Here is a 24,123-nt window from a genome sequence, read left to right on the forward strand (position 1 = left end):
ACCCGCGCGGCTCAGTCCACCTGCAGGATCAGCTTGCTGCCCGGGTCCGCCGACAGCGGCACGCCCTCGCGCTGCAGCAACCACGAGGCGATCGTGTGGAACAGCGGTGCGGCGGACTGCCCGCCGCTGCCGTCGGCGCTGCGGGTGGGCGCGTCGAGCATGATGCCGATCACATAGCGGGGGCGGTCGGCGGGCGCGATCCCCGCGAAGGTGATCCAGTAGTTCGAGTTCGAGTAGCACTTGCATGCGGGGTCGACCTGCTGGGCGGTGCCGGTCTTGCCGGAGACCTGGTAGCCCTCGATCGCCGCCGGGGTGCCGGTGCCGCGCTGGTTCCCGGTGTCGTCCTGCACCACGGCGCGGAACATGTCGCGCACGGTGGCGGCGGTCTGCGGGCTGACCACCCGCACCGGGTCCGGCCGGGGTGTCTCGGTGCGGGTGCCGTCGGGTGCGACGACCGCCCGGACGACGCGCGGCGGAATCCGCTCGCCGTCGTTGGCGATGGCCTGGTAGATCCCTGCCATCTGGAGCAGCGTCATCGAAAGGCCCTGCCCGATCGGCAGGTTGGCGAAGGTGCCGCCGGACCACTGCTCGCGGCTCGGCACGCTGCCGGCGGACTCGCCCGGCAGGCCCACGTCGGTGCGCTGCCCGAGGCCGAACAGGCCGAGCATCTGCGCGAACCGGTCCTCGCCGACCCGTTCCGCGAGCATCAGGGTCCCCACGTTGGAGGACTTCCCGAACACACCGGTGGCGGTGTAGGGCACGACGCCGTGGTCCCACGCGTCCTTGACGGTGACGCCGGCCATGCGGATCGTGCCGGGCACCTGCAGCACCTCGTCGGGGGTGGTGAGGCCGTCCTCGATCGCGGCGGCCGCGGTGACGATCTTGTTCACCGACCCCGGCTCGAAGGGGGTGCTGACGGCGGGATTCCCGAGTTCGGCGTCCTTCGGGTTGTTGCCGACCCCGATCGACGGGTCGAACGTGCCGTCGTTGGCCATGGCGACGACCTCGCCGGTCCGGGCGTCGAGCACGACGGCGGACGCGTTCTTCGCCCCGGACAGGTCCTTGGCGCGCTGCACCTGCTGTTGCACGTAGTACTGGACGTCGGAGTCGATGGTCAGTTCCACCGCGGAACCGTCGACGGCAGGTTGCTGATCACGCCAGCTGCCGGGGATCACCGCGCCGTCGGAGCCCCGATCGTACGTCGAGGAGCCGTCGGTGCCGGCGAGCACGGAGTCCATGGAATCCTCGAGACCGAGGAGGCCGTGCCCGTCCCAGCCCGTCGCGCCGACGAGGTTGGCGGCGAGCGAGCCGCCGGGATACAGCCGGATGTCCTGACGCTCGAGACCGACCTTGTCGTACTCGTCGACGAGCGAGGTCGCCACGGCCGGATCGACGCCGCGCGCCAGATAGACGAAGGTCTCGTCGCTGCGCAGCTTGTCGAGGATCTCGTCCTCGGGGGCGGCCGCTCCGAGCGCCTCGTGGATCGCCTTCGCGAGACCCTCCAGATACGCGTCGGTCTCCGGCTGCGTCGAGTCCTCGGCGCGCGCCTCGTCCAGCTCTCGCCGGACGCGGACGGGCTGGAAGGTGAGCGCCTTCGCCTCCATCGTGTAGGCCAGCGGACTGCCGTTCCGGTCGGCGATGGTGCCGCGGGTGGCAGGCTCGACGAGCCGCGTCGTGCGCTGGCTGGCCGACTCGGCGGTCAGCTGCGGCGCCTGGACGACCTGAACCCACAGCAGTTGCACGGCCGCGACCCCGAGGGCCAGGAACATGACTGCGCGCCCGTACCGGTAGCGGAACCGGAACCCGGTGGTGTCCGCTCCGCCGGAGGCCTTGCGCGGGCGGGTGCGCCGGGCGGGCGCCGGCCGGCGGGAAGGAGCAGGGCGGCCGCGGACCGGCCGGGAAGACGGTGGGGTCCCTCGCCTCACCGGCGCCCGTCCTCGGCGTGCGTCGCAGGGGTCACGGGCACCAATTGTTCCGGCTGACCGGGCGCGGCCCCGGCATTGCCGGGCGACGGCGTGGCGTCCGGGGGTGCCGGGGCAGGCTCCCCGGCCGGTACCGCCGCAGTAGCCCCGGCCGGTACCGCCGCAGTACCCCCGGGCGGCACCGCCGCCGCAGTACCCCCGGGCGGCACCGCCGCCGCAGCGGACGGCGCGGCGCCCGGGGTCGTCGCGGTGGGGGCCTCACCCGCGGCGCCGGCCGACGGCGCGGCGGCCCGGTCGGTGCCGGCGGACGGGGTCAGCGGCCGCGGGTTCTCGCTCCCCGCGCTACCCGCGAGCGGCGGAAGCTGGGCCCGGGTCCGGTCATCGGCCGCCGGGGGGTTCAGCGGCGCGGCCGGTGCCCCCTCGGCGGGGGCCGGGGTTCCCACCACGCGCACACCGCCGTCGTCGCCGACGACCAGGCGCGCGACCTCGCCGGTGGGGATCATGCCGAGCTTTGCAGCCTGCATCGCCAGCACCGGCGCCGAGTTGCCGGTTTCGACGTCGCGCTGCAGCACGGCGCGCTCCTGGATCAGGCGCTGGTTGTAGTCGCGTGCGGCGCTGAGCTGGTAGGAGTCCTCCGCGGCGCGCGTGGTCAGCAGCAGGGTTACGGCCATGCCGATGCCGAGGAGACCGATAATGGTGGCCACGAACGGAATTCGCGCCGCCACACTACCGCCGCGGCGAGCCGGTGCGGGAGTCGCCGTGTCCGGGGTCAGGTGCGCCGTGCGACGGCTGCGCCGCTGATACGCCCGCTGCGCAGCCGTGGATCGAGCCGGACGGCGAGCAGGTGCTGCCACCTGTACGGTCATCGGTTACCTCCTGGCGATTCGTTCCGCGGCACGCAGGCGCACGGGCGCCGAACGCGGATTGGCCTCGATCTCCTGCTCCGTCGCCCGTTCCGCCCCGCGGGTGAGCATCCGCAATTCGGGCCCGGTACCCGGAAGTTCCACCGGGAGCCCCTCCGGGCTCTTCGACTTCGTCAGCGGGGTGAGAATCTGCTTGACCACGCGGTCCTCGAGGGACTGGTACGACATGAACACCACCCGTCCCCCGACGGCGAGAGCGTCCAGGGCGTCCGGGATCGCGGCGCGCAGCGAGTCGAGTTCCCCGTTGACCTCGACCCGCAGCGCCTGGAACGTGCGCTTGGCGGGATGGCCGCCGGTGCGGCGGGACGCGGCCGGAATCGCCCGGTACAGCAGCTCCACCAGCTCCCCGCTCGTGCGCAGCGGCGTCTTCGCCCGCTGCCGCACGATCTCCGAGGCGATCTTCCCGGCGAACCGCTCCTCCCCGTAGGTGCTGAGTATGCGGGCGAGGTCGCCGTGGCTGTAGGTGTTGAGCACGTCGGCCGCGGTGACGCCCGTGGTGGGGTCCATGCGCATGTCCAGGGGTGCGTCGCGGGAGTAGGCGAAGCCGCGCTCGGCCTCGTCGAGCTGCATCGAGGACACGCCGAGGTCGAACAGGATCGCATGCACGGAGCCGACCCGATCCAGCCCGCACGAGGCGAGGGCGTCGGCGATGCCGTCGTAGCGGGTGTGCACGAACTGCGTGCGGTCGGCGAACGGCGCGAGCCGCCGGCGGGCGACGGCGAGGGCCTCGGGGTCGCGATCGAGCCCGATCAGGCGCACACCCGGATAGGTCCGCAGGAAGTGCTCGGAGTGTCCGCCGAGACCGAGGGTGGCGTCCACATAGATCGCGCCCGGGCCGGCGGCATCGATGGCGGGGCCGAGCAGTTCGTCGGCGCGGCCGAGCAGGACGGGGATGTGACCGAAGCTCTCCGGACTCCCGGCCTCCGGAACTGCCGCCGCGTCCTGACCCTCCGCCATTCTTCCTCCGGTTGTCCTGCTCGGTTCGTGGGCGATCGGATCGTGGCTTCGGTCGGGGGGTTCGCAGTCACGCCTCCGGATACGACCGCGGCGAATGCATCGAGGTCTCTGTCCGAACTGGAAACCTGGCGTTGGGGAAGTACGTCAGGGTTCCGTTTCACGAACCTGGCACTGGGGAAGTGTGTCAGGGTCGCTGTCGGGCAGAGGCCTCGCGGCACTCGCCGCGGTGGCACTGCGGTCGCTGCTGCGGTTCCGGTCACAGAATGTCGTGCAGGGCCTCGTCTCTCGCTTCCGAAAACTCTTCCTCGTGCTCGGCGAGGTATTGCTCCCACGCCGCCGCGTCCCAGATCTCCAGGTGTTTGACGGCACCGATCACGACGCAGTCCTTCGTGAGCCCCGCGTACTTGCGGTGGGCGGCGGACAGGGTGATCCGGCCCTGCGCATCGGGACGCTGCTCGTCGGTTCCCGCCGCCAGGCTCCGGAGGAACGCCCGGGCCTGCGGATTGCTCCGCGAGGCCGCGGCGGCGCGCTCGGCCAGGGCGGCGAACTCGTCGCGCGGAAAGACGGAAAGGCTGTGGTCCTGACCCTTCGTGATCATCAACCCTCCCGCCAGTTCGTCTCGGTACTTCGCGGGCAGCGTGAGCCGCCCCTTGTCGTCCAGCTTGGGTGTGTGGGTACCGAGGAACACTCGACACCCCCCGCCACGCCCCGGCCGGACCCTGCCTACTACCCGACGGAGGAACCCCTCCGCCGCGACCCACACTACCCCACTTTCCCCCACGTTCAACCGCTTACGCGCCCGCGCGCGGCGCCGTTTTTCGACTGTGCGCAGTTCACGGCGGGTGGGGCGGAGTGGGCGACGACGCACGGCGCGGGCAGCGTCGCGACGCGCGGACCGAGACGCGGGCGCGGGACAGCGAACCCGGACGCGGGAAACACGCTGGTCGGCTCCGTCGCCTCCGCTGCGCGCCGGTCCCGGGAGCCGGAGTGGGCGGAAGTGGGGTACGAACGTGGGGGACGGTGGGGCGCCCGGCGCCGTGGCCGCCGCTCGTCCGGGAACGACGAACGGCGCGTCCCGTGGCGGGACGCGCCGTTCGTGAGAACTCGCGTGGAAGTACTGTCGCGCTACTCCTGCTCGAAACGCCGGCGGAAGCGGTCCTCCATCCTCTTGCTGAACCCTCCACCGGACTTGCGGCCGCCGCGGGACCTACCATCCCCGGCACCGCGGCTTGCCCCGCGGGGACCGTCACCGACGCCTGGACCGCGCTTGCCTCCGAGGAGGAGCAGGACCCCCGCGCCGAACATGACGATGAATCCGACGAGACTGATGATCGGGAACCCACCCGGCTTCACCGGGAGGGCGACGCCCGCGATCAACAACGCCAAACCCAGTGCGAACAACGCGCCGGCCTGGAGCCGACGCCGACTGGACGCCATCCCCATCCGGCTTCCCCGGACGGTAGAGGCGAACTTGGGATCCTCAGCATAGAGCGCGCTCTCGATCTGTTCGAGCATGCGCTGCTCGTGCTCGGAGAGTGGCACGGTACCTCCCCCGGCACTAAAACGGTGGCCGCCGGATCTGCGGTCCAGATCGACGGGGGGCCGACTTTGACGGCCGCCTGGCTCAATAATACGAGTACATCCCGGCGGGGACCACCAACTGGGGATTCGAGTTCGATCACGGTTCCGAAGGTCCTGCGTATGACGGACCGACGACCCTGGCCCGGGCCGTCGAACGACCCGGGCTGCCCCCTGCACCGATCATGCGCTGCGCCGGTCGTCCCCCGACCTCGAATTCCCGGACGCCGACGGGTCGTCCGCGCCCGTCAGGTAGTCCTCCACCTCGTGGAGAAAGCGGCCCACCTCGTCGTAGAAGCGGCTCGCCTCGTCGGCGGGCACGGAACGCGTGACCCCCGCCTCGATCGCCGCGCGGGTGTCCGAACGATCGGCGAAGAAGTCCGCCCAGGCGGCGAACTCCGGCTCCGCGCGGGCCATGAGCACCCAGGCGTTGCGGGTGCGGGGACGCCGCGCCGGCCGCACCGCCCGCAACTCGGCGCCCGCGAGCACGGCGCCGGCACCGCGCAGGGCGGCGAGATAGGCCAGGTGGAATCGCTCGGACGGTTCCGGAGTGCCGGCGGCCGCCGAGAGCAGCTCGTCGGCACGGTCGAGCAATGTCGCGGCGCGCGACGACACCGGGCGGGCGGCGCAGTCCGATCGGCCGACGGCCCGCGGGCCGGTCGCACCCGACTGTGCGGTTCGTGACGTGACCATCACTCCGAACACCTCCTGCACCCCGCCGGGGCACCGGCCGGGTCACGGCCCCGGCGATCCGGCGATGTTCGCTTCCCTCGAACATCGCCGGATCCCCGGTATCGAACATCCGTTCGACGTATTCAATATAGCTGCACCTACCGACACGTCGTCAAGGGAAGGCGGTCCAGTCCCCGTCATGAGTACGGATGCGACCCCGCGGGGCGCGGCGCCGATCCTCGTCGATCTGTCCGCTGCCGAGTTCCGCGCGCGACTGCCCGAGGTGCTGCCCATCTACGTGGCCGCCATGCGATACCCGCGCGGCACCGAGTACCACCGCGCGCCCATGTGGTCCGAGCACTCCGCCCGGCCGGGATGGAAAGCTGTCGCGGCGGCACTGCCGGACGAACCGTCGAGGCTCGTCGCGATCGCCTACGGCTATCGCGGGTCGCCGCACCAGTGGTGGAATCAGCAGGTGCGGACCGGGATGCGCCACGCCGGCTACCCCCCGGAGACGATCGACGCCGTCCTCGGCGACTACTTCGAGCTGACCGAACTGCACGTGCGGCCGGACGCCCAGGGTCACCGCATCGGGGAGGCGCTCCTGCGCCGGTTGCTGAGCGACCGCCCCGAGCGCACGGTCCTGCTGTCCACTCCCGAGATCGCCGGCGAGGACAACCGGGCCTGGCGGCTGTACCGGCGATTCGGGTTCCGCGACGTCGTCCGGCAGTTCCGGTTCACCGGGGACGCCCGCCCCTTCGCCGTCCTGGGACGGGACCTTCCGCTCGAAGGTCCGTAGCGTGGGCGGGGTGATCGATGCCGTCGTCGTGGGTTCCGGGCACAACGCCCTGGTGAGCGCGTGCTATCTGGCCCGTGCCGGCTGGTCGGTGGAGGTGCTCGAGAGGGACACCGTGCTCGGCGGCGCCGTGTCGACCGTGGAACGCTTCCCGGGCCACGCCGTCGACCGCGGCTCGTCGGCCCACGTCATGATCCGGCACACCGGCATCGTCGAGGAACTCGAGCTCGCCGCCCACGGCCTGCGCTACGTCGACTGCGACCCGTGGGCGTTCGCGCCCGCCCCCGTGGGCAGCGACCGTCCGGGCATCGTCTTCCATCGTGATCTCGACCGCACCTGCCGATCCGTCGAGGCCGCATGCGGAGCGCGCGAGGCCGACGCCTACCGCCGCTTCGTGACGGTGTGGGGTCCGCGCAGCGCCCGGGTGATGCGCTCGTTCTCGGTGCCGCCGACCGGCCGGCACCTGCTGTCGTCCTTCTGGGGCCTCGACACCGGCAGTGGCGGCAGCGACCTCTCCCGGCAGTTCCTCACCACCGGCGACGCCCTGCTCGACGAGTACTTCGACGACGAGCCGCTCAAGGCCGCCCTCGCCTGGTTCGGTGCCCAGTCCGGCCCCCCGATGTCCGAACCCGGCACCGCCCCGATGGTCGGCTTCGCCGCGCTGATGCACACGCTGCCGCCCGGCCGCGCCGTCGGCGGAAGCGGCGCGCTGACCCGGGCCCTGGCCGCCCGCCTCGCGGTCGACGGCGGCGTCGTCACCCTCGGCGACGCCGCCGCCGAGATCCGCCGGGCCGGGGACGGCTGGGCGGTACGTACCGACTCGGGACGCACCGTCACCGCGCGCACCGTGATCGCCGGCTGCCACGTGCTGACCACGTTCGATCTGCTCGAACGCGGCGGATTCGACCGCGCCCGCCTGAACGCATGGCGGCGCCGGATCCGCGTCGGCCCCGGCATCGGCATGGTGCTGCGCCTGGCGACCGACGCGCTGCCGCGGTACCCCAGCGGTCCCGCCGACGAGTCCGACGCCGTGCGGGGCCTGCAACTGCTCGTCGAGGACCGCGCCCGGCTCCGGCTCGCGCACGGCGCGGCACTGGCGGGGGAACTACCGCCGCGGCCGGCCGTGCTGGCCATGAGTTTCACGGCGCTCGATCCGTCGATCGCACCGCCCGGCGAACACCAGGTGACCCTGTGGTCGCAGTGGCACCCGTACCGGCTCTCCGGTGGCCGGCGGTGGCCCGCACTGGCCGAGTCGGAGGCGGATCGGATCGTCGCCGAGATGGAGCGCTTCGCCCCCGGCTTCGCCGGTTCCGTCCGGCACCGGCACATCCAGACCCCGCACGAGATCGAACGCGAACTGGGCCTGATCGGCGGCAACGTCATGCATGTGGAGATGTCGCTGGACCAGATGTTCATGTGGCGGCCGCTGCCGGAGCTGTCCGGGCACCGGGTGCCGGGTGCCGACGGGCTCTATCTGACCGGCGCGTCCACCCATCCCGGGGGCGGGGTCTCCGGCGCGAGCGGGCGCAGCGCCGCGCAGCGCGCGCTCACCGACGCCGGGGGTGGCCCCCTGCGCCGGGTGCTGGGGCGGTGGCGGCGATGAATCGCCTGCCCGCCGTTCTCGCCGGCGGCGCGATCGCCGCGCAGATCGCCTATCCGCTGACCACCGGCCAGGCCCGCGACGTCGTCACCGTCGCGGTGGTCACCCTCCTCGCGGCCGCCGGGCTCGCGCACGCGGCGGCGCGGCGCGGCCTCGCCTGGACCGCCGGGTTCTTCGTGATCACGGCGGGTGTCGGCTTCGCCTCCGAGGTCGTGGGGACCGCCACCGGATACCCGTACGGCTGCTACGCGTACGCCACCGACCGGCTGGGTCCCGCCCTGTTCGACGTGCCCCTCGTGGTGCCGCTCGCCTGGACCGCGGGGATGTACCCGGTCTGGTACGTGGCCTCGCTGCTCGCCCGCAGCGGGATGCCGTGGCCGGGCGGGAACCGCGAGCGGGTGACCCGTATCGCGCTCACCACGGTGGGGATGGTCGGCTGGGACCTGTACCTCGACCCGCAGATGGTGTCCGACGGACAGTGGAGCTGGTGCAACGGCGGCGGCCTGCCGGGCATCGAGCAGATCCCGCTCACCAATTATCTCGGCTGGGTCCTCGTCGCCACGCTGATGGCGGTGGGGCTGGACCTGCTCGACCGGACCGGCCGGGTACACCCGGGCAACGACACCGTGCCGCTGGTGCTGTTCCTGTGGACGTGGCTCGGGTCTGCGCTCGCCCACGGCGTGCTCCTGAGCGCCCCGGAGCTGCGGTACTCGGCCGTCTACGGCTTCGCGGTCATGAGCGTGCTCGGCGTCCCGCTGCTGTGGTCGCTGCGGCGACGCGCCGGGGCAGGGGCTCGCGTCTGACACGTCCCCGCGCTCCTGGCACGATGGCGCTGTGCGCCTGCCCACCTCGCCCCACTCCCGCCGACGGACCCTCTCGGCGGCGCTCCTGCTCCTGCTCGTCCCCGTGCTCGCCGGCTGCCTGCGGGTGCAGGCGACGATGGGGGTCTCGGCCGACGACCGCGTCTCCGGCCAGATCGTCGCCGCGACCATTCCCGCCGACGAGAACGACAAGGGACCGCAGCTGGTGGCCCCGGACTCGCTCGCCGACCGGGTCCGCGTGCAGGAGTACGACCAGGACGGGTACGTCGGCAGCCAGGTGTTCTTCAGCGATCTGAGCTTCGGCGACGTCCAACAGCTCGGGTCGATGTCCGACCAGACCTCGGGCACCTTCCAGCTCGCGCTGCAGCGCGCCGGCGACCTGGTGAGCGTCAACGGCAAGGTCGATCTCGAGTCGGTGCCCGTGCAGGGCACCGACGTCCAGATCACGATCGCGTTCCCGGCGCGGGTGGCCACGACCAACGGCACCCGTGAATCCGACTCGATCGTCACGTGGAAGCTGCCGGCCGGTGAGGTGAGCACGTTGCGCGCCGAGGTCCGCTACGCCGACCCGAACACCCGGGGATTCGCCGGCTGGGCGGGTATCGTCGCCGGCGTCACGACAGGCGTCGCCGCGATCATCGGGGTCCTCGCCTGGATGAACCGCAACCCCGCTCCCCCGCGGCAGCGCACACGCGGCGACGCGACGGCGTCCTAGGGCGATGCGGGCGCTGGTCGGGGTCGTCCGCGCCGGGGCGGCCGCCGCGACGCTGGGAGCTGCCGTCGCCGTCGTCAATCGCCTCACCCTGCCCCGGCTCGTCCCGGGTGGTGTGGTCGAGGAAGCGGTGACCGTGATCGTTCCGGCCCGCAACGAGGCCCGGCGCCTGCCGGATCTCGTCGCGGATCTGCGGGCCCAGCGGGGTCTGCGCCGGCTACGGGTGGTGATCTTCGACGACGACTCGGCCGACGGCACCGCCGAGGCGGCCCGGCTGGCGGCCGGGGACGATCCCCACGTCACGGTGATCCGCTCGACCGCGCCGCCGCCGCCCGGCTGGACGGGCAAGGCCGCGGCGTGCGCCCGCGCGTACGCGGCCACCGATCCGTCCGGCGTGGTCGTCTTCGTCGACGCGGACGTGCGGTTGGAGCCGGGCGCGGTGGCGGCAGCGGTGACGCTGCTGCGGGACCGGCGGGCCGACCTGCTCACCCCGTGGCCCTTCCAGCGGGCCGGCTCCGCCGCCGAACAGCTCGTGCAGCCGCTGCTGTTCTGGTCCTGGTTCGCGACGCTGCCGGTCGCGGTGTCCCACCGCTCGCGCCGGCCGTCGACCGCGGTCTCGTGCGGCCAGTTCCTGGTGTTCGACGCGCCGGCGTATGCCGCTGTCGGCGGGCACGTCGCGGTCGCGTCCAGTCCCACCGAGGACCTCGACCTCGCCCGGGCACTGCGCCGGGCCGGCCGGCGCACGATGGTGGCTGCGGCCGGCGACGTCGCGTCCTGCCGGATGTACGAGGGCGCTGCGCCGCTGCGGGCCGGGTACACGCGCTGGCTGTGGTCGGCGTTCGGCCCGCCCGCCGGATCCGCTGCGGTGCTCGTCGCCGCGGCGGCGACCTACGTGCTGCCTCCCGCGGCGGCTCTCCTCGGCCGCGGACCGGTCCGCGGCTGGGGGGTGGTCGGCACCGCCGCGGCTGTCGTCTCCCGGACCCTGGCCCGTGCGACCGAACGCGGCGGTGAGCCCGGCCCGTCCGACGTGGCGGCCGCACTCACCCATCCGTTCGCGGTGTGTGGGTTCGCGGCGCTGACGATCGACTCGCTCCGCGCGCGCCGCGCCGGCCGGCTCGGCTGGAAGGACAGGCCGCTGCCCTGACCGCTCGATCAGACCGCCGTCGGCACCGCGATGCCCAGGCGGGCCAGCACCTCGCGGGTGGCCCGGGCGAAATTCAGGGTGATGAAGTGCAGGCAGGGCGCACCCTCGGCGATGAGCCGCTCGGCCATCTCGGTGGCGACGTCGATGCCCACCTCGCGCACGGCGGCGCGATCCTCCTCCGGGCCGTTCCCGGCGGCCCGGACGAGGCGCTCCTCGAGCGCGGCCGGCAGCCTCGACCCGGAGAGTTCGAGGCTGCGCCGCGCGGTACGCAGCGACGTGATCGGCATGATCTCCGGAATGATCGGCTTGGCGCCCTGCTCCGGGTCGTAGGCCACGACCCGGTCCCGCAGCCGCAGATAGTCCTCGACGTCGAAGAACATCTGGGTGATCGAGTACTCGGCGCCGGCGCGCAGCTTGTGGACCAGGTACCGCGTGTCGTGCTCGAGGTCCGGGGAGCGGTGGTGCCCCTCGGGGAACGACGCCACCCCGACGTGGAAGTCACCGAGGTCGCGGACCAGCCGAACGAGTTCCTCGGCGTACTCGAGGCCCTCCGGATGCCTGGTCCATTCTCCCAGCGGGTTGCCCGGCGGGTCGCCGCGCAACGCCAGGATGTTGGTGATGCCGCGATCGGCGTATGCGCCGACCATGGCGCGCAGTTCGTCGATGCTGTGCCCGACGGCGGTCAGGTGCGCCACCGGCAGGAGCGTGGTTTCCTGCGCCAGCTGACCGGTGACCCGGACGGTGCGGTCGCGGGTGGAACCGCCCGCTCCGTACGTCATCGACACGAAGGCCGGGCCGAGGCGCTCGAACTCGCGCACGGCGCGCCACAGGCGCGCCTCCGCGTCGGCGTCGCGCGGCGGGGAGAACTCCACCGAGAACGGGATCCGTGCGCCTCGGGGCGCACGGAGTCGGTCCACCACCGACGGCGTACGGGATTCTCCGCCGCCGTCCGGCCCGCTGTCGGAATCGAAAGTCACCCGACCAGCATAGGGGCACGTCGGAGCGGGCCGAACCGGGGCAAGCCCCTCGACCGCCGGATAGGGTGGGCTCGGGTGTGCCCGGCGCCTTTCGGGCTCGATCCGTGGCCGCACCCACCGTCGCCCGACGGGCCCGTCCACACACGACCAGGAGGACGCCCTGTTCACCGGATCCGAACCCGTGCCCGCCGCCTTGTTCCCCGATCTCGTCGAGGGCGCCCTGCGCGACTTCTTCGTCTCCCGGATCGAACTCGTGGAGCCGATCGGCGGCGGCTACCCCGAGGCCGTCACGGCACTCGAATCGTTCGTGCTGCGAGGCGGCAAGCGGGTACGCCCGGCGTTCGCGTGGAACGGCTGGCTCGGGGCCGGCGGCGACCCGTCGGGGCTCGACGCGCCCGCGGTGCTGCGGGTCTGCTCCGCACTCGAACTGGTACAGGCCTGCGCCCTGGTGCACGACGACATCATCGACGCGTCCACCACCCGGCGCGGCTTCCCGACCGTGCACGTCGAGTTCGCCGACCGGCACCGCGCGTCGGGCTGGCGCGGCCGGCCCGAGCAGTTCGGTGCCGCCGTGGCCATCCTCCTCGGCGATCTCGCTCTGGCCTGGGCCGACGACATGGTCCGGGAGGCGGGACTGGAGCCGGCCGCGACCGCGCGGATCGCACCGGTGTGGTCGGCGATGCGCACGGAGGTCCTCGGCGGGCAGTTCCTCGACATCGCCGGAGAGGTGTCGGCCGACGAGTCCGTCCCCGCGGCGATGCGGGTCAACCGGTACAAGACCGCCGCGTACACGATCGAACGGCCGCTGCACCTCGGCGCGGCCCTCGCCGGGGCCGACGACGCGCTGATCACCGCCTACCGGGAATTCGGCACCGACATCGGGCTCGCCTTCCAGCTTCGCGACGATCTGCTCGGGGTGTTCGGGGATCCGGAGGTCACCGGCAAGCCGTCCGGCGACGACCTGCGCTCGGGCAAGCGAACGGTGCTGTATGCGCTGGCCCTGGAATCCGCCGACGCCCGTGACCCCGGCGCCGCGCGGTTGCTGCGCGAGAGTATCGGCTCGGACCTGTCCGACGCGGACGTGGAGAGGCTGCGGACGGTCATCACCGAGCTCGGGGCCGTGGAGCGGGTGGAACGCCGCATCGCCGCGCTCACCGACACCGCGCTGGCGACCCTCGACGCCTCGGGTGCGACGGACGAGGGCAAAGCCCGCCTGCGGGCGGCGGCGCTCCACGCGACGCGGCGGGCCGCGTGATGCGCACCGTGACCGGCGCGGAGCGGGTCGTCGTCGTCGGGGCCGGACTGGCCGGGCTCTCGACCGCGCTGTACCTGCTCGGTGCGGGCCGCAAGGTGACCGTCCTCGAGCGCGAGGCGACCGTCGGCGGGCGGGTGGGTGTGCACGCCGGGCCCGGATACGAGATCGACAACGGGGCCACGGTGCTCACCATGCCGGAGCTCATCGCGGACGCCCTGGCGGCGGTCGGCGCGGACTTCGAGTCCGTCACCCCGGCGGTGCGGCTGCGACGGCTCGCCCCCGCGTACCACGCCCGGTTCGCCGACGGCACGACCCTGGACGTGCACACCGATCCGGACGCGATGGTCGCCGAGGTCACCCGGGTGTGCGGCGCCGAGGAAGCGCAGCGCTACCTGCGGCTGCGCTCCTGGCTCGCCGAGATCTTCGACGCCGAATTCGACCGGTTCATGGCCGCGAACTTCGACTCCCCCCTCGACCTGGTCGCCTCCCCCGCGGCGGCGCGCGACCTGGCGACGTTGCTCCGCCTGGGCGGGTTCGGCCGGCTCGGGGCGCAGGTGAACCGCCGGATCACCGACCCGCGGCTGCGCCGGGTGTTCACCTTCCAGGCGCTGTACGCGGGCGTCGCGCCCGCGCGGGCCCTGGCGGTGTACGGCGCCATCGCCCACATGGACACCTCCCTCGGTGTGTACGCGGTGGAGGGCGGCATGCGGGTGCTGGCCCGCGCCATGGCCGACGCGATCGTCGCCGCCGGCGGCGACCTGCGCCTCGGCACCGAGGTCACGGGCCTCGACTTCGACGGCCGGACGGCCACCGCCGTCCGCACCGCCTCAGGCGAACGCGTCCCGTGCGACGCCGTGGTGCTGAGCCCGGATCTTCCCGTCGTGGACACGCTGCTGCCCCCACGCCGGCGACGACGCGTGCTCGCGTCGCCGTCGGCCGTGGTGCTGCACGGAAGCGTGCCGTCCGCCGTCGCCGCGCAGTGGCCCGCCACGCACCACCACACCATCGACTTCGGTGCGTCGTGGGAGGAGACGTTCGCCGAGATCAGCGCGGGCCGGGGCCGCGGCCGGCTGATGAGCGACCCCTCGCTGCTGATCACCCGGCCGGCGCTGAGCGACCCGGGTCAGAGGTTCCTCCGCGACGGCGTGCCGCACGAGCCGCTGTCGGTGCTCGCGCCCTGCCCCAATCTGGACAGCGCCCCGTACGACTGGTCCGCTCTGGCCGACCCCTACGCGGCAGAGCTCCTCACCGTCCTCGGCCGGCGTGGATACGGCGCCGTCGCCGACGAGTTCCGCATCGACCACATCGACACCCCGGCCACTTGGCAGGCCAGGGGCATGCTTGCGGGCAGCCCGTTCTCCGGGGCACACGTCTTCCGGCAGACCGGACCCTTCCGGCGACGGAACCTGGATCCGCGCCACCCCAACGTCGTGCTCGCGGGATCCGGAACCGTGCCGGGCGTGGGCGTGCCGACGGTCGTGCTGTCGGGCCGGCTCGCCGCCGAGCGGCTCGGCGTCCGCGCCGCGCGGTGAGCGGTGGACCGCCGGCGGCCGCGGCTGAACTAAACTGTCACCTCGTTCACCTGTCCGCCCGCGCCGCGCCCGGGCCCCGCACCGTCCACGACTTCCCGGGGGAGGAACTCGCAACCATGTCGTCCCCTGCCCCTTCCGACGCTGCACCGCAGCATCCGTCGGAACCGCAGCCTCCGTCGGAATCGCAGCCGCCCGCCTCGCCGCCCGTGCGGAGCAGACCCGGCGACTTCCTGCGAAGCCCGGCCGGCAACGCCGGCCTGCTGGGTGCGCTCGGCGCCGCATTCGTCACGTTCGGTGGCTTCGGTGCGGGTAGCGTCCGGCGGGAGGACCCGCTGCTCGAGGACCTGTACCTGTCCTGGTTGCGGTTCGGGCACGGCCTGCTGCTCTCGACGATCCTGATCTGGGCCGGCGTCCTGTTGATGATCGCCGCCTGGGTGCGGCTGGGCCGGAGCACCCTCGCCGGGCACGTGACGCTGCGCGAGCTGTGGACGGTGCTGCCCATGTGGGTGGCGCCGCTGCTGGTGGCCTCGCCGATGTTCAGCCGCGACGCCTACTCCTATCTCGCCCAGGGGGCGATGCTCCGCGACGGCTTCGACCCCTACCTCGACGGTCCGGTTGTCAACCCGGGCGTCCTGCTGGACAACGTGAGCAACGTGTGGAAGACGACCACCACCCCGTACGGTCCGGTGCATCTGCTGCTCGGTGCCGGCATCACGTCGCTGACGGGGGACGACGTCGTCACCGGCACCTGGTTGCTGCGGCTGACGATGCTGCCGGGCCTGGTGCTCACCGCGTGGGCGGTGCCGAAGCTGGCGCGCCGGCTCGGCGGCAACCCCCGCATCGCCCTCTGGCTGGCAGTGCTCAACCCACTGATCCTGATTCATCTCATCGGCGGCGTCCACAACGAGATGCTGATGGTCGGCTTCATGATCGCCGGCATCGTGCTCGTGCTGGAGGGCCGGCACGTCGGCGGCATCGCACTCGTGTCCGTCGGTGCGGCCGTCAAGGCGTCGGCGGGCATCGCCCTGCCGTTCCTGGTGTGGATCTGGATCCTGCACGAACGTGACCGCGCCCGGGCGCAGGGCCGCGAACCGGCCGCTCCGATCGTGCTGTTCGTGAAGACCGCAGGCGCGGGGCTGCTGGTGTTCGCGGCCGTGTTCGGAGCGGCCTCGGCGCTCGCAGGCGTCGGTATCGGCTGGCTGACGGCCCTGTCCGGCTCCTCGAAGATCATCAACTGGCTGTCGCTGCCGACGATCATGGCGCACGCGGTCACGTGGTTCACGCCCTGGCAGCTGGGGTCCATCCTCGACGTCACCCGCATGCTCTGCGCCGTGGCCCTGGTGGTGATCATGGTGGTGACGTGGTGGCGGTTCCGGCACACCGAGCGCGACGCCGTGCTCGGGATCGTGATCACGCTGACCGCGATCACGGTGCTCTCGCCGGCCGCCCTGCCGTGGTACTACTCGTGGCCGCTCGCGGTGGCCGCGGGCTTCGCCCTGTCGACGACCACGTTGGCAGTGCTCGTAGGCTTGTCCAGCTGGCTGATGTTGATCTTCAATCCCGACGGCTCGATCGGCATGTACAACCTTGCCCATGTGATCCTGGCGATCGTCGTCTCGGTGATCGCCGCCGTGTCGCTGCGCACCGTCGACCCGCTGCGGCTGCGCGAGCGGCGCGAGCCGCCGATCACCGCCGTCTCCCCGGATCCGAGGTGACCGTGACCGAGACCGACGCGGGATTCCGTTACTGCGAGGAGCTGGCGGCCACGCACGGCCGGACGTACTACCTCGCCACCCGCCTCCTGCCCCGCCCGCGACGGTCGGCGGTCCACGCCCTCTACGGGTTCGCCCGCCTCGTCGACGACATCGTCGACGTGACCGCGGTCGACGACCCGGCCGGCGCGGCGCTGCAGGTGACCGCGACGGAGCGCCGGCTGCACGCCGCGCTCGCCGGTGATCCCGGACCGGCGGACGCCACCGGGTTGGTGGTCGGGGCGCTGGCCGAGACGATCCGGCGCTACGACCTGCCGCTGGACTACTTCGAGGCGTTCGTCCGGTCGATGCGGATGGACATTCCCGGCACCCCCGAGTTCCGGGCCCGCTACGACGACATGCCGCAACTGCGGGAGTACATGTACGGCTCCGCGGCGGTCATCGGGCTGCAGTTGCTGCCGGTGTTCGACGTGGCCGACATCGACGCCGCCGCACCCTACGCCGCGGCGCTCGGGGAAGCCTTCCAGCTCACGAACTTCATCCGCGACGTGGGTGAGGACCTCGACCGGGGGCGCACCTACCTGCCGGCCGACACCTGGGCCGCGTTCGGGGTGGACGTCGCGCTGCTCGAGCACGGCCGACGCACCGGCGGGAGCCCGGATCCGCGGGTGCGCCGGGCCCTGGCCCACTTCGTGGCGCTGACGCGCGCGGAGTACCGCCGCGCCGAGCCCGGTCTGGCGCTGCTGCCGGACCGGATCCGGCCCGGCATCCGCACCGCCTTCGAGCTGTACGGAGGAATCCTCGACGAGGTCGAGCGCAGCGGGTACCGCGTCCTCGACGTGCGCGCCGTGGTCCCCACGCGGCGCCGTGCGCGGGTCGCGCTGACACAGCTGGCCCGCCTGCGCTGAGCCGCCGGAGTCAGAAACCGAGCGCCTGCGCCCGGCGCATGACCTCCCGCCTCGCGTGGGTGTGCATCGCCGCCGCCGGGGAGCCGCCCGCGAGCGTGTCGTCCTCCCGGAACATCCAGTTCAGGATCTCGTCGTCCCGGAATCCCCCGTCGTGCAGCACCGCGATGAGACCGGGGATCCCAGTGAGGATCCGACCGTCGTCGTCGAAGAACGCCGCCGGCACGGCCAGCACGCCGTCCCGCTTGATCGCCAGCAGCTGGCGGTCGCGCAGCAGCTGGTGGACCCGGGTGATCACCAGGCCGAGCTGCTTCGCCACGTCGACCAGTTGCAGCACGGGTACGGAGCGGTCGAGGACGTCTTCGCTGTAAGGGATAGCACTCACGCCGCTAACGTTATCGGGTTCGCGGCGGCTGCCACGACGGGCCGTCGGGTGATCACCGCGGCAAGCCGCGCAGAGTTACCGCGGCAAGCCGCGCAGAGTTACCGCGGCGAGCCGCGCAGTGTCACCGCGGCGAGCCGCGCAGTGTCACCGCGGCGAGCCGCGCACGTGTAACCGGGTGGTTCGTGCGCTGGCTACGATCGACAGAGGCGAACCCGACGGCCCGACCCGTCGCACGCCGCACCTACGCAGGAATCGACGGCATGAACACGGGGGTACACCGGGTGAGCTCTGGAGGCGACCGCCTGATCGGTACGGTGCTCGAACGGCGCTACCGCATCGAGGCACCGATCGCCCGTGGCGGCATGTCCACCGTGTACCGCGGCACGGACCTGCGGCTCGACCGTCCGGTAGCCGTGAAGGTCATGGATCCGCAGTTCGCGGCCGATCCTCAGTTCCTTGCGCGGTTCGAGTTCGAGGCGCGGTCGGTGGCCCGGTTGACCCATCCGGGTCTGGTGGCGGTGTACGACCAGGGGCAGGACGGGGACCATGTCTTCCTGGTGATGGAACTCGTCGAGGGCGGCACGCTGCGCGAACTGTTGCGCGAACGGGGCCCGATGCCACCACACGCGGCGGCCGCCGTCGCGGCGCCGGTGCTGGGGGCGCTGGCGGTGGCGCACCGCGCCGGCCTGGTGCACCGCGACGTCAAGCCGGAGAATGTGCTGATCTCCGACGCCGGGGAGGTGAAGATCGCCGACTTCGGGCTCGTGCGCGCGGTCGCCGCGGCGACGACGACGTCGCGCAGCGTCATCCTGGGTACCGCCGCCTATCTGTCGCCGGAGCAGGTGACCACGGGCACCGCCGACGCACGCAGCGACGTGTATGCGACCGGGATCCTGCTGTTCGAGATGCTTACCGGGCGCACCCCGTTCACCGGCGACACGTCGCTCTCGGTGGCCTATCAGCGGGTCGACAGGGATGTCCCGGACCCCGGTTCCCTCATCGACGGGGTCCCGGAGCAGTTCGACGAACTGGTCCGGCACGCCACCGAGCGGGAGCCGGGTGAGCGGTTCCCGGACGCCGCGGCGATGGCCGCTGCGCTGAGCGAGGTCTGCGACGTCCTGGCGCTGCCCCGCTACCGGGTGCCTGCACCGCGACGGTCCGCGCAGCATCTTTCGGCCGTCGCGGAACCGGCGACGGCCGCGGTGGATCCGGCGCCGCCGACGGTGGCGGTGCGCGCCGCGGCCCCACCCTCGCGGCCGCTGCCCCCGCCCGCGATGCCGCCCGGACCGGCGGCCCAGCTCGCCCCCGTGGGCCCGCAGCACACGAAGGTCGTGACCCAGCAGCACCCGCGTGCCGAGTTGTCGGGGCCGCAGGCCGAGCCTGCCCGGGTCCCGGTCGCCGATTTCGCCGCCGAGCGCCGACGTAACCGGCGGACGACGCTGCTGTGGCTGCTGGCGATCCTGGTGCTGGCCCTGGCCGTCGGTTTCGGCGGATGGTGGCTCGGGTCCGGACGGATGACCACCGTGCCCAGCGTGCTCGGCGCCGATCGGGACACCGCGCTCGCGGCGCTGCAGGCGGCCGAGGTGACTCCCGAGGTGCAGGGCGAGTACTCCGACGACGCCTCGGTCGACACCGTGCTCGGTACCGACCCGGAGGCGGGCAGCCGGGTCGCCCGGGGTGACGAGGTGGTGCTGCTCGTCTCGCTGGGCCGGCCGACCGTGCCCACCATCGTCGGGGGCGGCGACCGCGACGTGGTGGAGCAGGAACTGCGCAACCGGACCCTCGTCCCCGTGGACGGCGGCACCGCCTACAGCACGGCCGTCGAGGAGGGCGGGGTCGCGGCCCTCGATCCGGCGCCCGGCACGGTCCTGCCGGTGGGAGCGGAAGTCAAGGTGATCGTCAGCAAGGGATCACCGCCGGTGGATGTGCCCGACGTCGCGGGCCGCACGGTCGACGAGGCCCGGCGGGCCCTGGACACGGTCGGCCTCACGGTGCGCGAGACGCGGGAGGTGTTCGACGCGGAGGTCGACGCGGGACGGGTGGCGGGCACCGACCCGGCGGTCGGGAACCGGGTCAACGCCGGCGGCAGCGTCACGCTGCTGGTGTCGAACGCGGTGAAGGTGCCCTCGCTGCTGGGCCGCACGGTCGCCGCGGCACGCGACGAGCTCGGCCGGCTGGGGCTGGACGTGGAGGTGCGCCAGTTCGCGGGCTCCGACCGTTCGGTGGTGATCGGTCAGAGCCCGGGCGCGGGCGACCGGGTCGAGCCGGGCGGCACGGTGACTCTCACCGCACTGCCCTGAGGCCCCTGACGACCCGGAAGGCCCCGGGACCCGGCCGCTCCGCGGAGGGTCAGCCGCGGAGCATCTCCGCGACCAGGAACGCCAGCTCGAGCGACTGCTGGGTGTTCAGGCGCGGGTCGCACGCGGTCTCGTAACGGCCGTGCAGGTCGATGTCGGAGATGTCCTGTGCGCCGCCGAGGCATTCGGTGACGTTCTCACCGGTGAGTTCGATGTGGATGCCGCCGGGATGGGTGCCCAGGGCGTTGTGCACCTCGAAGAAGCCCTGCACCTCGTCCACGATCCGGTCGAAGTGCCGGGTCTTGTACCCCGTGGACGCCTCGTGGGTATTGCCGTGCATCGGGTCGCACTGCCAGATGACCTGGTGACCGGTCGCCTGCACCTTGGCTATGATCGGGGGCAGCAGATCGCGCACCTTCGCGTGCCCCATCCGGGAGATGAGGGTCAGCCGGCCCGGCTTGTTGGTGGGATCGAGCCGCTCGACGTACTCGGCCGCCATCTCGGGTGTGGTGCTGGGGCCGATCTTCAGGCCGATCGGGTTGGCCAGCAGCTCGGCGAAGGCGATGTGGGCGCCGTCGAGCTGGCGGGTGCGGTCACCGATCCACAGGAAGTGCGCCGACAGGTCGTAGAGCCGGGGGTGCCCGTCGGTGTTGTCGAGCCGGAGCATGGCCCGCTCGTAGTCGAGGACCAGCGCCTCGTGGCTGGCGTAGATGGTGGCGGCCTTCAGGTTGGGATCGACGACGCCGCACGCGTCCATGAAGCGCAGGCCGCGGTCGATCTCGGAGGCGAGGGCCTCGTACCGCGCGCCGGCCGGGGAGGATGCGACGAACTCCCGGTTCCAGTCGTGCACCCGGTGCAGGTCCGCCTCGCCGGCGGCGGTGATGGCCCGGACCAGGTTCATCGCGGCGCTGGCGTTGGCGTAGGCGCGGATCAGCCGGGACGGGTCGTGCGCACGCACGGCGGAATCGGCGACCAGCGAGTTGATCATGTCGCCCCGGTACGACTGCAGCCCGAGCGCGTCGATGTCCGACGACCGCGGCTTGGCGTACTGTCCGGCGATCCGCGCGACCTTCACGACCGGCAGCGACGCGCCGTAGGTCAGCACGACGGCCATCTGCAGCAGCGTGCGGATGTTGGCCTTGATGTGCGGCTCGGTGTTGTCGGCGAAGGTCTCGGCGCAGTCACCGCCCTGGAGCAGGAAGGCCTCACCCCGCGCGACCGCGGCGAGGTGGTTCTGTAGGTCCTCGACCTCGCGGGCCACGGTGATCGGCGGCACGCTCTCGAGCACGGTACGCATCGCCGACGCCTGGTCCTCGGGCCAGCTCGGCTGCTGCAGGGCGGGCTTGGCCAGGGCCGCGTCCAGCCTTTCGCGCAGCTCGGCGGGGAGCGGCGGAAGGGTCGGCAAGCGGTCGATCGGCACATCGACAGTCCAGTTCACACCACCAGGATATGGCCCCGGCGCGACGAGGGACACGCACCCCCGGGTGGGTCGATGCCACACCCCGTCCCGCCGGCCCGCCCGGCGGCCGCGGCACCCGGTTCAGCGGTACAGCCGCGCGGCCTCGATCGCCTCGAACTTGGCGAGGTTGTGGCGGGCATCGGCGAGGGCGTCGTGGTTGTCGTCCGGCACCGGCGGCAGGGGGGGCTTGCCGTGCTGCTCCCAGTGCTGGCGCAGCTCGCGGGTGAATTTGGGCAGCGCGTCGGGCAGTTCCGGCATGGTTCCCCAGAGCTGGACGAGCGCGACGTGGTCGTAGGCCCCGAGCCAGGCCCACAGCTCGGGCTGGATGCCCGGCCGCGGGATCAGGAAGGACATCAGGTCGTCGCGGATGCGGGTCCGCGACTTCCAGGCGGGATGCGCCGGGGGCGGCAGCTTCGGCAGCACGTGCCGCCGCACCCAGGGCCCGGCCCGCTCGGGGTCGAACTCCGTCGACACCGCATAGAATTCGCGCCCGTCCTCGCAGGCGACACCGATCGACACGAGCTCGATGGTGCGACCATCCTCGATGAACTCGCAGTCGTAGAAGTAACGCACGTGCGCACATTATGCCCGGCCGCGGCCGGGCGGGTGTCGCCGGTATCCGGCGTCAGCCGGCCTGCGTGTCGGGCAGGCGATCAGCGTCGGCGGCCGTGGCGGCCGCATCCTGTTCGGCGGGCCGGTTCTTCAGGGAGGCCGCGTAGATGTCGACGTATTGCTGGCCCGACAGGCGCATCAGCGCGTACATCACCTCGTCGGTGACGGTGCGCTCGACGAAACGGTTGCCGCCCATGCCCTCGAAGCGGGAGAAGTCGATCGGTTCCCCGATCCGGACCGTCACCTTGGCCGGCTTCCACATCTTCGACCCGATGGGGTTCATCTCGTCGGTGCCGATCATCGCCACCGGGATGACCTTCACGCCGGTCTGCAGGGCCAGCCGGGCGATACCGGTCTTGCCCTTGTAGAGGCGGCCGTCCGGCGACCGGGTGCCCTCCGGGTAGATGCCGAGCAGCTTGCCCTGGGAGAGGACGCGGACGCCGGCGTTGAGGGCGTCCTGCGCGGCGTCGGCGCCGGTGCGGTCGATCGGGACCTGCCCGACCGCGGAGAAGAACCAGCGCTGGAACCGGCCCTTGAGCCCGGGGCCGGTGAAGTACTCGCTCTTGGCGAGGAAGGTGATGCGCCGCGGTACCACCAGGGGAAGGAAGAAGGAGTCGAGGACGGCTTTGTGATTACTGGCGAGGATCGCGGGGCCGTCGGTCGGGATGTGCTCCGCCCCTTCGATTTTCGGCCGCCCCATGAGCCAGAGCAGCGGCCCCAGCAGGACGTACTTGAAAAGCCAATACCACATGGCGTCCTTCCCCGTCTCCGAAACGCGCAGGCAGATCGTGCCTGCCGGTCGACTCTACGACGGCGGGGTGTCGCCGTGCACACCGTGGCACGCCGCGGTCCCGCCTCACAGCGATGGACGTGACGATCATCTCAGCCGCCTGGTCCGTTTCGTCCGGACCGGGACGATTCGCGGGCGAGGTCGGCCGCGCCCACCAGGCCGGCGGCGTCGCCGAGGTGCGCGGCGCGGACCCCGGCGAGCGGCCGGTGACCACGCCCGGTCAGGGCCGCCGCGTAGTGACCGCGGGCGTCGTCGAGGAACAGAGACGCCGACCCCGACACCCCACCCGCGATGACGACCAGGTCCGGGTCGTAGAGGTCGGCGACCATCGCCAGGCCCAGCCCGAGCCAACGGGCGAACTCGGCCATCGCCGCGACGGCGAGCGGGTCGCCGTCCTGCGCGGCCCCGGCGATCCGTCGTCCGGTCAGCGCCCCGGGATCCGCCGCGACGTCACGGGTGAGCGGGGAGGACCGGTCCGGGTCTGCCGCGAGCAATTCGATCGCCGTGTCGACCAGCGCGGTGCCGCTGCAGTACCGCTCCCAGCAGCCCCGCTTCCCGCACGCGCAGGGCCGCCCGTCGGGAACCACCTGCAGGTGCCCGAGTTCGGGGGCGATGCCGTGCGCGCCCCGGAACGGCACACCGTCCAGGAGCAGGGCGGCGCCGATGCCGGTGCCGACGGCCACCAGCACGGTCGTGCGGACACCGGCGGCCGCACCGAACCGGTACTCGGCCCACGCCGCGGCGTTGGCGTCGTGCTCGAGGATCACCGGCAGGCCGATCCGCGCGCTCATCCGCTCGGCCACGGGCACGTCCGCCCACGGCAGGTGCGGGGCGAAACGGACGACGCGACGGTCGGCGGTGAGGAATCCGGCGACGGCGAGCCCGACGGCGGTGACCTCGTTGCGTCCCGCCAGGCGGGCGACGGTGCGGTCGAGGGCATCCTCGAGGGCGCGGCCCGAGTGCGGGGTCGGCGACCGGACGGTGTCGACGACGGATCCGGTGCCGTCGACGACGGCCGCGCGAATGCTGGTGCCGCCCACGTCGATTCCGATCGTGAGTCGATCCATGCTCACG

22 protein-coding genes are annotated in these 24,123 nt (G+C 72.6%); 10 read left to right on the forward strand and 12 right to left on the reverse strand.

Annotated features, from left to right (window positions below):
• Positions 1-11: 11 nt before the first annotated feature.
• From ISO16_RS05090 to ISO16_RS05115, 6 genes are all read right to left on the reverse strand, one after another.
• On the reverse strand, positions 12-1,925 hold the full coding sequence (locus ISO16_RS05090; protein ID WP_072635431.1) for a peptidoglycan D,D-transpeptidase FtsI family protein: 1,914 nt from the start codon (positions 1,923-1,925) through the stop codon (positions 12-14).
• On the reverse strand, positions 1,922-2,788 hold the full coding sequence (locus ISO16_RS05095) for a hypothetical protein (protein WP_230304478.1): 867 nt from the start codon (positions 2,786-2,788) through the stop codon (positions 1,922-1,924). Before ISO16_RS05095 ends, ISO16_RS05090 begins: the two co-directional genes overlap by 4 nt.
• A gap of 3 nt (positions 2,789-2,791) precedes the next feature.
• Positions 2,792-3,802, reverse strand: coding sequence for a 16S rRNA (cytosine(1402)-N(4))-methyltransferase RsmH (gene rsmH / locus ISO16_RS05100; RefSeq protein WP_006933391.1), 1,011 nt, complete (start codon positions 3,800-3,802; stop codon positions 2,792-2,794).
• A 256-nt stretch (positions 3,803-4,058) separates the two neighbouring features.
• Positions 4,059-4,490: a division/cell wall cluster transcriptional repressor MraZ gene (gene mraZ, locus ISO16_RS05105; RefSeq protein WP_010594381.1), complete on the reverse strand. Its 432-nt coding sequence runs from the start codon at positions 4,488-4,490 to the stop codon at positions 4,059-4,061.
• Positions 4,491-4,927: 437 nt separating this feature from the next.
• Positions 4,928-5,344, reverse strand: coding sequence for a DUF3040 domain-containing protein (locus ISO16_RS05110; RefSeq protein ID WP_006933389.1), 417 nt, complete (start codon positions 5,342-5,344; stop codon positions 4,928-4,930).
• Between the two features lie 219 nt (positions 5,345-5,563).
• On the reverse strand, positions 5,564-6,073 hold the full coding sequence (locus ISO16_RS05115; RefSeq protein WP_029544189.1) for an SAV_6107 family HEPN domain-containing protein: 510 nt from the start codon (positions 6,071-6,073) through the stop codon (positions 5,564-5,566).
• Positions 6,074-6,251: 178 nt separating this feature from the next.
• Between ISO16_RS05115 and ISO16_RS05120 the strand changes: the two genes are divergently transcribed.
• Genes ISO16_RS05120 through ISO16_RS05140 form a run of 5 tightly spaced genes read left to right on the forward strand, consistent with a single transcriptional unit; the run spans position 6,252 to position 11,125 of the window.
• Positions 6,252-6,851 (forward strand): GNAT family N-acetyltransferase, encoded by a 600-nt coding sequence (locus ISO16_RS05120; protein ID WP_029544191.1) that lies wholly within the window; start codon positions 6,252-6,254, stop codon positions 6,849-6,851.
• Positions 6,852-6,861: 10 nt separating this feature from the next.
• Positions 6,862-8,451, forward strand: a complete 1,590-nt coding sequence (locus ISO16_RS05125) for a phytoene desaturase family protein (protein WP_072635451.1) — start codon at positions 6,862-6,864, stop codon at positions 8,449-8,451.
• Positions 8,448-9,251: a carotenoid biosynthesis protein gene (locus ISO16_RS05130; protein ID WP_072635452.1), complete on the forward strand. Its 804-nt coding sequence runs from the start codon at positions 8,448-8,450 to the stop codon at positions 9,249-9,251. Before ISO16_RS05125 ends, ISO16_RS05130 begins: the two co-directional genes overlap by 4 nt.
• A gap of 31 nt (positions 9,252-9,282) precedes the next feature.
• Positions 9,283-9,984, forward strand: a complete 702-nt coding sequence (locus ISO16_RS05135; protein WP_072635433.1) for an LppM family (lipo)protein — start codon at positions 9,283-9,285, stop codon at positions 9,982-9,984.
• A gap of 4 nt (positions 9,985-9,988) precedes the next feature.
• The gene (locus ISO16_RS05140) at positions 9,989-11,125 is read left to right on the forward strand and encodes a glycosyltransferase family 2 protein (RefSeq protein ID WP_006933383.1); all 1,137 of its coding nucleotides are present in this window, start codon (positions 9,989-9,991) and stop codon (positions 11,123-11,125) included.
• An 8-nt stretch (positions 11,126-11,133) separates the two neighbouring features.
• Here ISO16_RS05140 and metF read toward each other — a convergent pair whose 3' ends face one another.
• On the reverse strand, positions 11,134-12,102 hold the full coding sequence (gene metF, locus ISO16_RS05145) for a methylenetetrahydrofolate reductase [NAD(P)H] (protein WP_170914097.1): 969 nt from the start codon (positions 12,100-12,102) through the stop codon (positions 11,134-11,136).
• Positions 12,103-12,283: 181 nt separating this feature from the next.
• Between metF and ISO16_RS05150 the strand changes: the two genes are divergently transcribed.
• The 4 genes from ISO16_RS05150 to ISO16_RS05165 all read left to right on the forward strand — a co-directional run bounded on the left by ISO16_RS05150 (position 12,284) and on the right by ISO16_RS05165 (position 17,509).
• Positions 12,284-13,357: a polyprenyl synthetase family protein gene (locus tag ISO16_RS05150; RefSeq protein ID WP_029544199.1), complete on the forward strand. Its 1,074-nt coding sequence runs from the start codon at positions 12,284-12,286 to the stop codon at positions 13,355-13,357.
• Entirely contained in the window at positions 13,357-14,889 is a 1,533-nt protein-coding gene (gene crtI, locus ISO16_RS05155; RefSeq protein WP_072635434.1) for a phytoene desaturase family protein, read from the forward strand. The genes ISO16_RS05150 and crtI overlap by 1 nt, the downstream gene beginning before the upstream one ends.
• A 116-nt stretch (positions 14,890-15,005) precedes the next feature.
• Positions 15,006-16,604, forward strand: coding sequence for an alpha-(1->6)-mannopyranosyltransferase A (locus ISO16_RS05160; protein ID WP_072635435.1), 1,599 nt, complete (start codon positions 15,006-15,008; stop codon positions 16,602-16,604).
• A complete protein-coding gene (locus tag ISO16_RS05165) occupies positions 16,601-17,509 on the forward strand; it encodes a phytoene/squalene synthase family protein (RefSeq protein WP_006933373.1) in 909 nt (302 codons plus the stop codon). The genes ISO16_RS05160 and ISO16_RS05165 overlap by 4 nt, the downstream gene beginning before the upstream one ends.
• 10 nt (positions 17,510-17,519) lie before the next feature.
• Here the strand turns inward: ISO16_RS05165 and ISO16_RS05170 are convergent, their stop codons facing one another.
• Entirely contained in the window at positions 17,520-17,891 is a 372-nt protein-coding gene (locus ISO16_RS05170; RefSeq protein WP_240004017.1) for an Rv2175c family DNA-binding protein, read from the reverse strand.
• 281 nt (positions 17,892-18,172) lie between these two features.
• Between ISO16_RS05170 and pknB the strand changes: the two genes are divergently transcribed.
• On the forward strand, positions 18,173-20,191 hold the full coding sequence (gene pknB, locus ISO16_RS05175; RefSeq protein WP_029544209.1) for a Stk1 family PASTA domain-containing Ser/Thr kinase: 2,019 nt from the start codon (positions 18,173-18,175) through the stop codon (positions 20,189-20,191).
• A gap of 49 nt (positions 20,192-20,240) precedes the next feature.
• On the opposite strand, the gene ISO16_RS05180 is transcribed toward pknB, so the two are convergent.
• The 4 genes from ISO16_RS05180 to ISO16_RS05195 all read right to left on the reverse strand — a co-directional run bounded on the left by ISO16_RS05180 (position 20,241) and on the right by ISO16_RS05195 (position 24,116).
• A complete protein-coding gene (locus ISO16_RS05180; RefSeq protein WP_006933364.1) occupies positions 20,241-21,626 on the reverse strand; it encodes a class II 3-deoxy-7-phosphoheptulonate synthase in 1,386 nt (461 codons plus the stop codon).
• A gap of 102 nt (positions 21,627-21,728) precedes the next feature.
• The gene (locus tag ISO16_RS05185; RefSeq protein ID WP_006933363.1) at positions 21,729-22,220 is read right to left on the reverse strand and encodes a polyadenylate-specific 3'-exoribonuclease AS; all 492 of its coding nucleotides are present in this window, start codon (positions 22,218-22,220) and stop codon (positions 21,729-21,731) included.
• A 52-nt stretch (positions 22,221-22,272) separates the two neighbouring features.
• Positions 22,273-23,010 carry a lysophospholipid acyltransferase family protein gene (locus ISO16_RS05190; protein WP_006933354.1) on the reverse strand — a complete coding sequence of 246 codons (738 nt, stop codon included), beginning with the start codon at positions 23,008-23,010 and terminating at the stop codon, positions 22,273-22,275.
• A gap of 131 nt (positions 23,011-23,141) precedes the next feature.
• Entirely contained in the window at positions 23,142-24,116 is a 975-nt protein-coding gene (locus tag ISO16_RS05195; RefSeq protein ID WP_072635436.1) for an ROK family protein, read from the reverse strand.
• Positions 24,117-24,123 lie beyond the last annotated feature (7 nt).

Source organism: Rhodococcus sp. M8 (assembly GCF_015654185.1).
GTDB lineage: Bacteria > Actinomycetota > Actinomycetes > Mycobacteriales > Mycobacteriaceae > Rhodococcus > Rhodococcus aetherivorans.

Coding starts and splice junctions, on each gene's coding strand:
- ISO16_RS05095 (WP_230304478.1), bottom strand. CDS start 2,788: ATGACCGTACAGGTGGCAGCACCTGCTCGCCGTCCGGCTCGATCCACG.
- rsmH (WP_006933391.1), bottom strand. CDS start 3,802: ATGGCGGAGGGTCAGGACGCGGCGGCAGTTCCGGAGGCCGGGAGTCCG.
- ISO16_RS05115 (WP_029544189.1), bottom strand. CDS start 6,073: ATGGTCACGTCACGAACCGCACAGTCGGGTGCGACCGGCCCGCGGGCC.
- ISO16_RS05120 (WP_029544191.1), top strand. CDS start 6,252: ATGAGTACGGATGCGACCCCGCGGGGCGCGGCGCCGATCCTCGTCGAT.
- ISO16_RS05130 (WP_072635452.1), top strand. CDS start 8,448: ATGAATCGCCTGCCCGCCGTTCTCGCCGGCGGCGCGATCGCCGCGCAG.
- ISO16_RS05140 (WP_006933383.1), top strand. CDS start 9,989: ATGCGGGCGCTGGTCGGGGTCGTCCGCGCCGGGGCGGCCGCCGCGACG.
- crtI (WP_072635434.1), top strand. CDS start 13,357: ATGCGCACCGTGACCGGCGCGGAGCGGGTCGTCGTCGTCGGGGCCGGA.
- ISO16_RS05160 (WP_072635435.1), top strand. CDS start 15,006: ATGTCGTCCCCTGCCCCTTCCGACGCTGCACCGCAGCATCCGTCGGAA.
- ISO16_RS05190 (WP_006933354.1), bottom strand. CDS start 23,010: ATGTGGTATTGGCTTTTCAAGTACGTCCTGCTGGGGCCGCTGCTCTGG.
- ISO16_RS05195 (WP_072635436.1), bottom strand. CDS start 24,116: ATGGATCGACTCACGATCGGAATCGACGTGGGCGGCACCAGCATTCGC.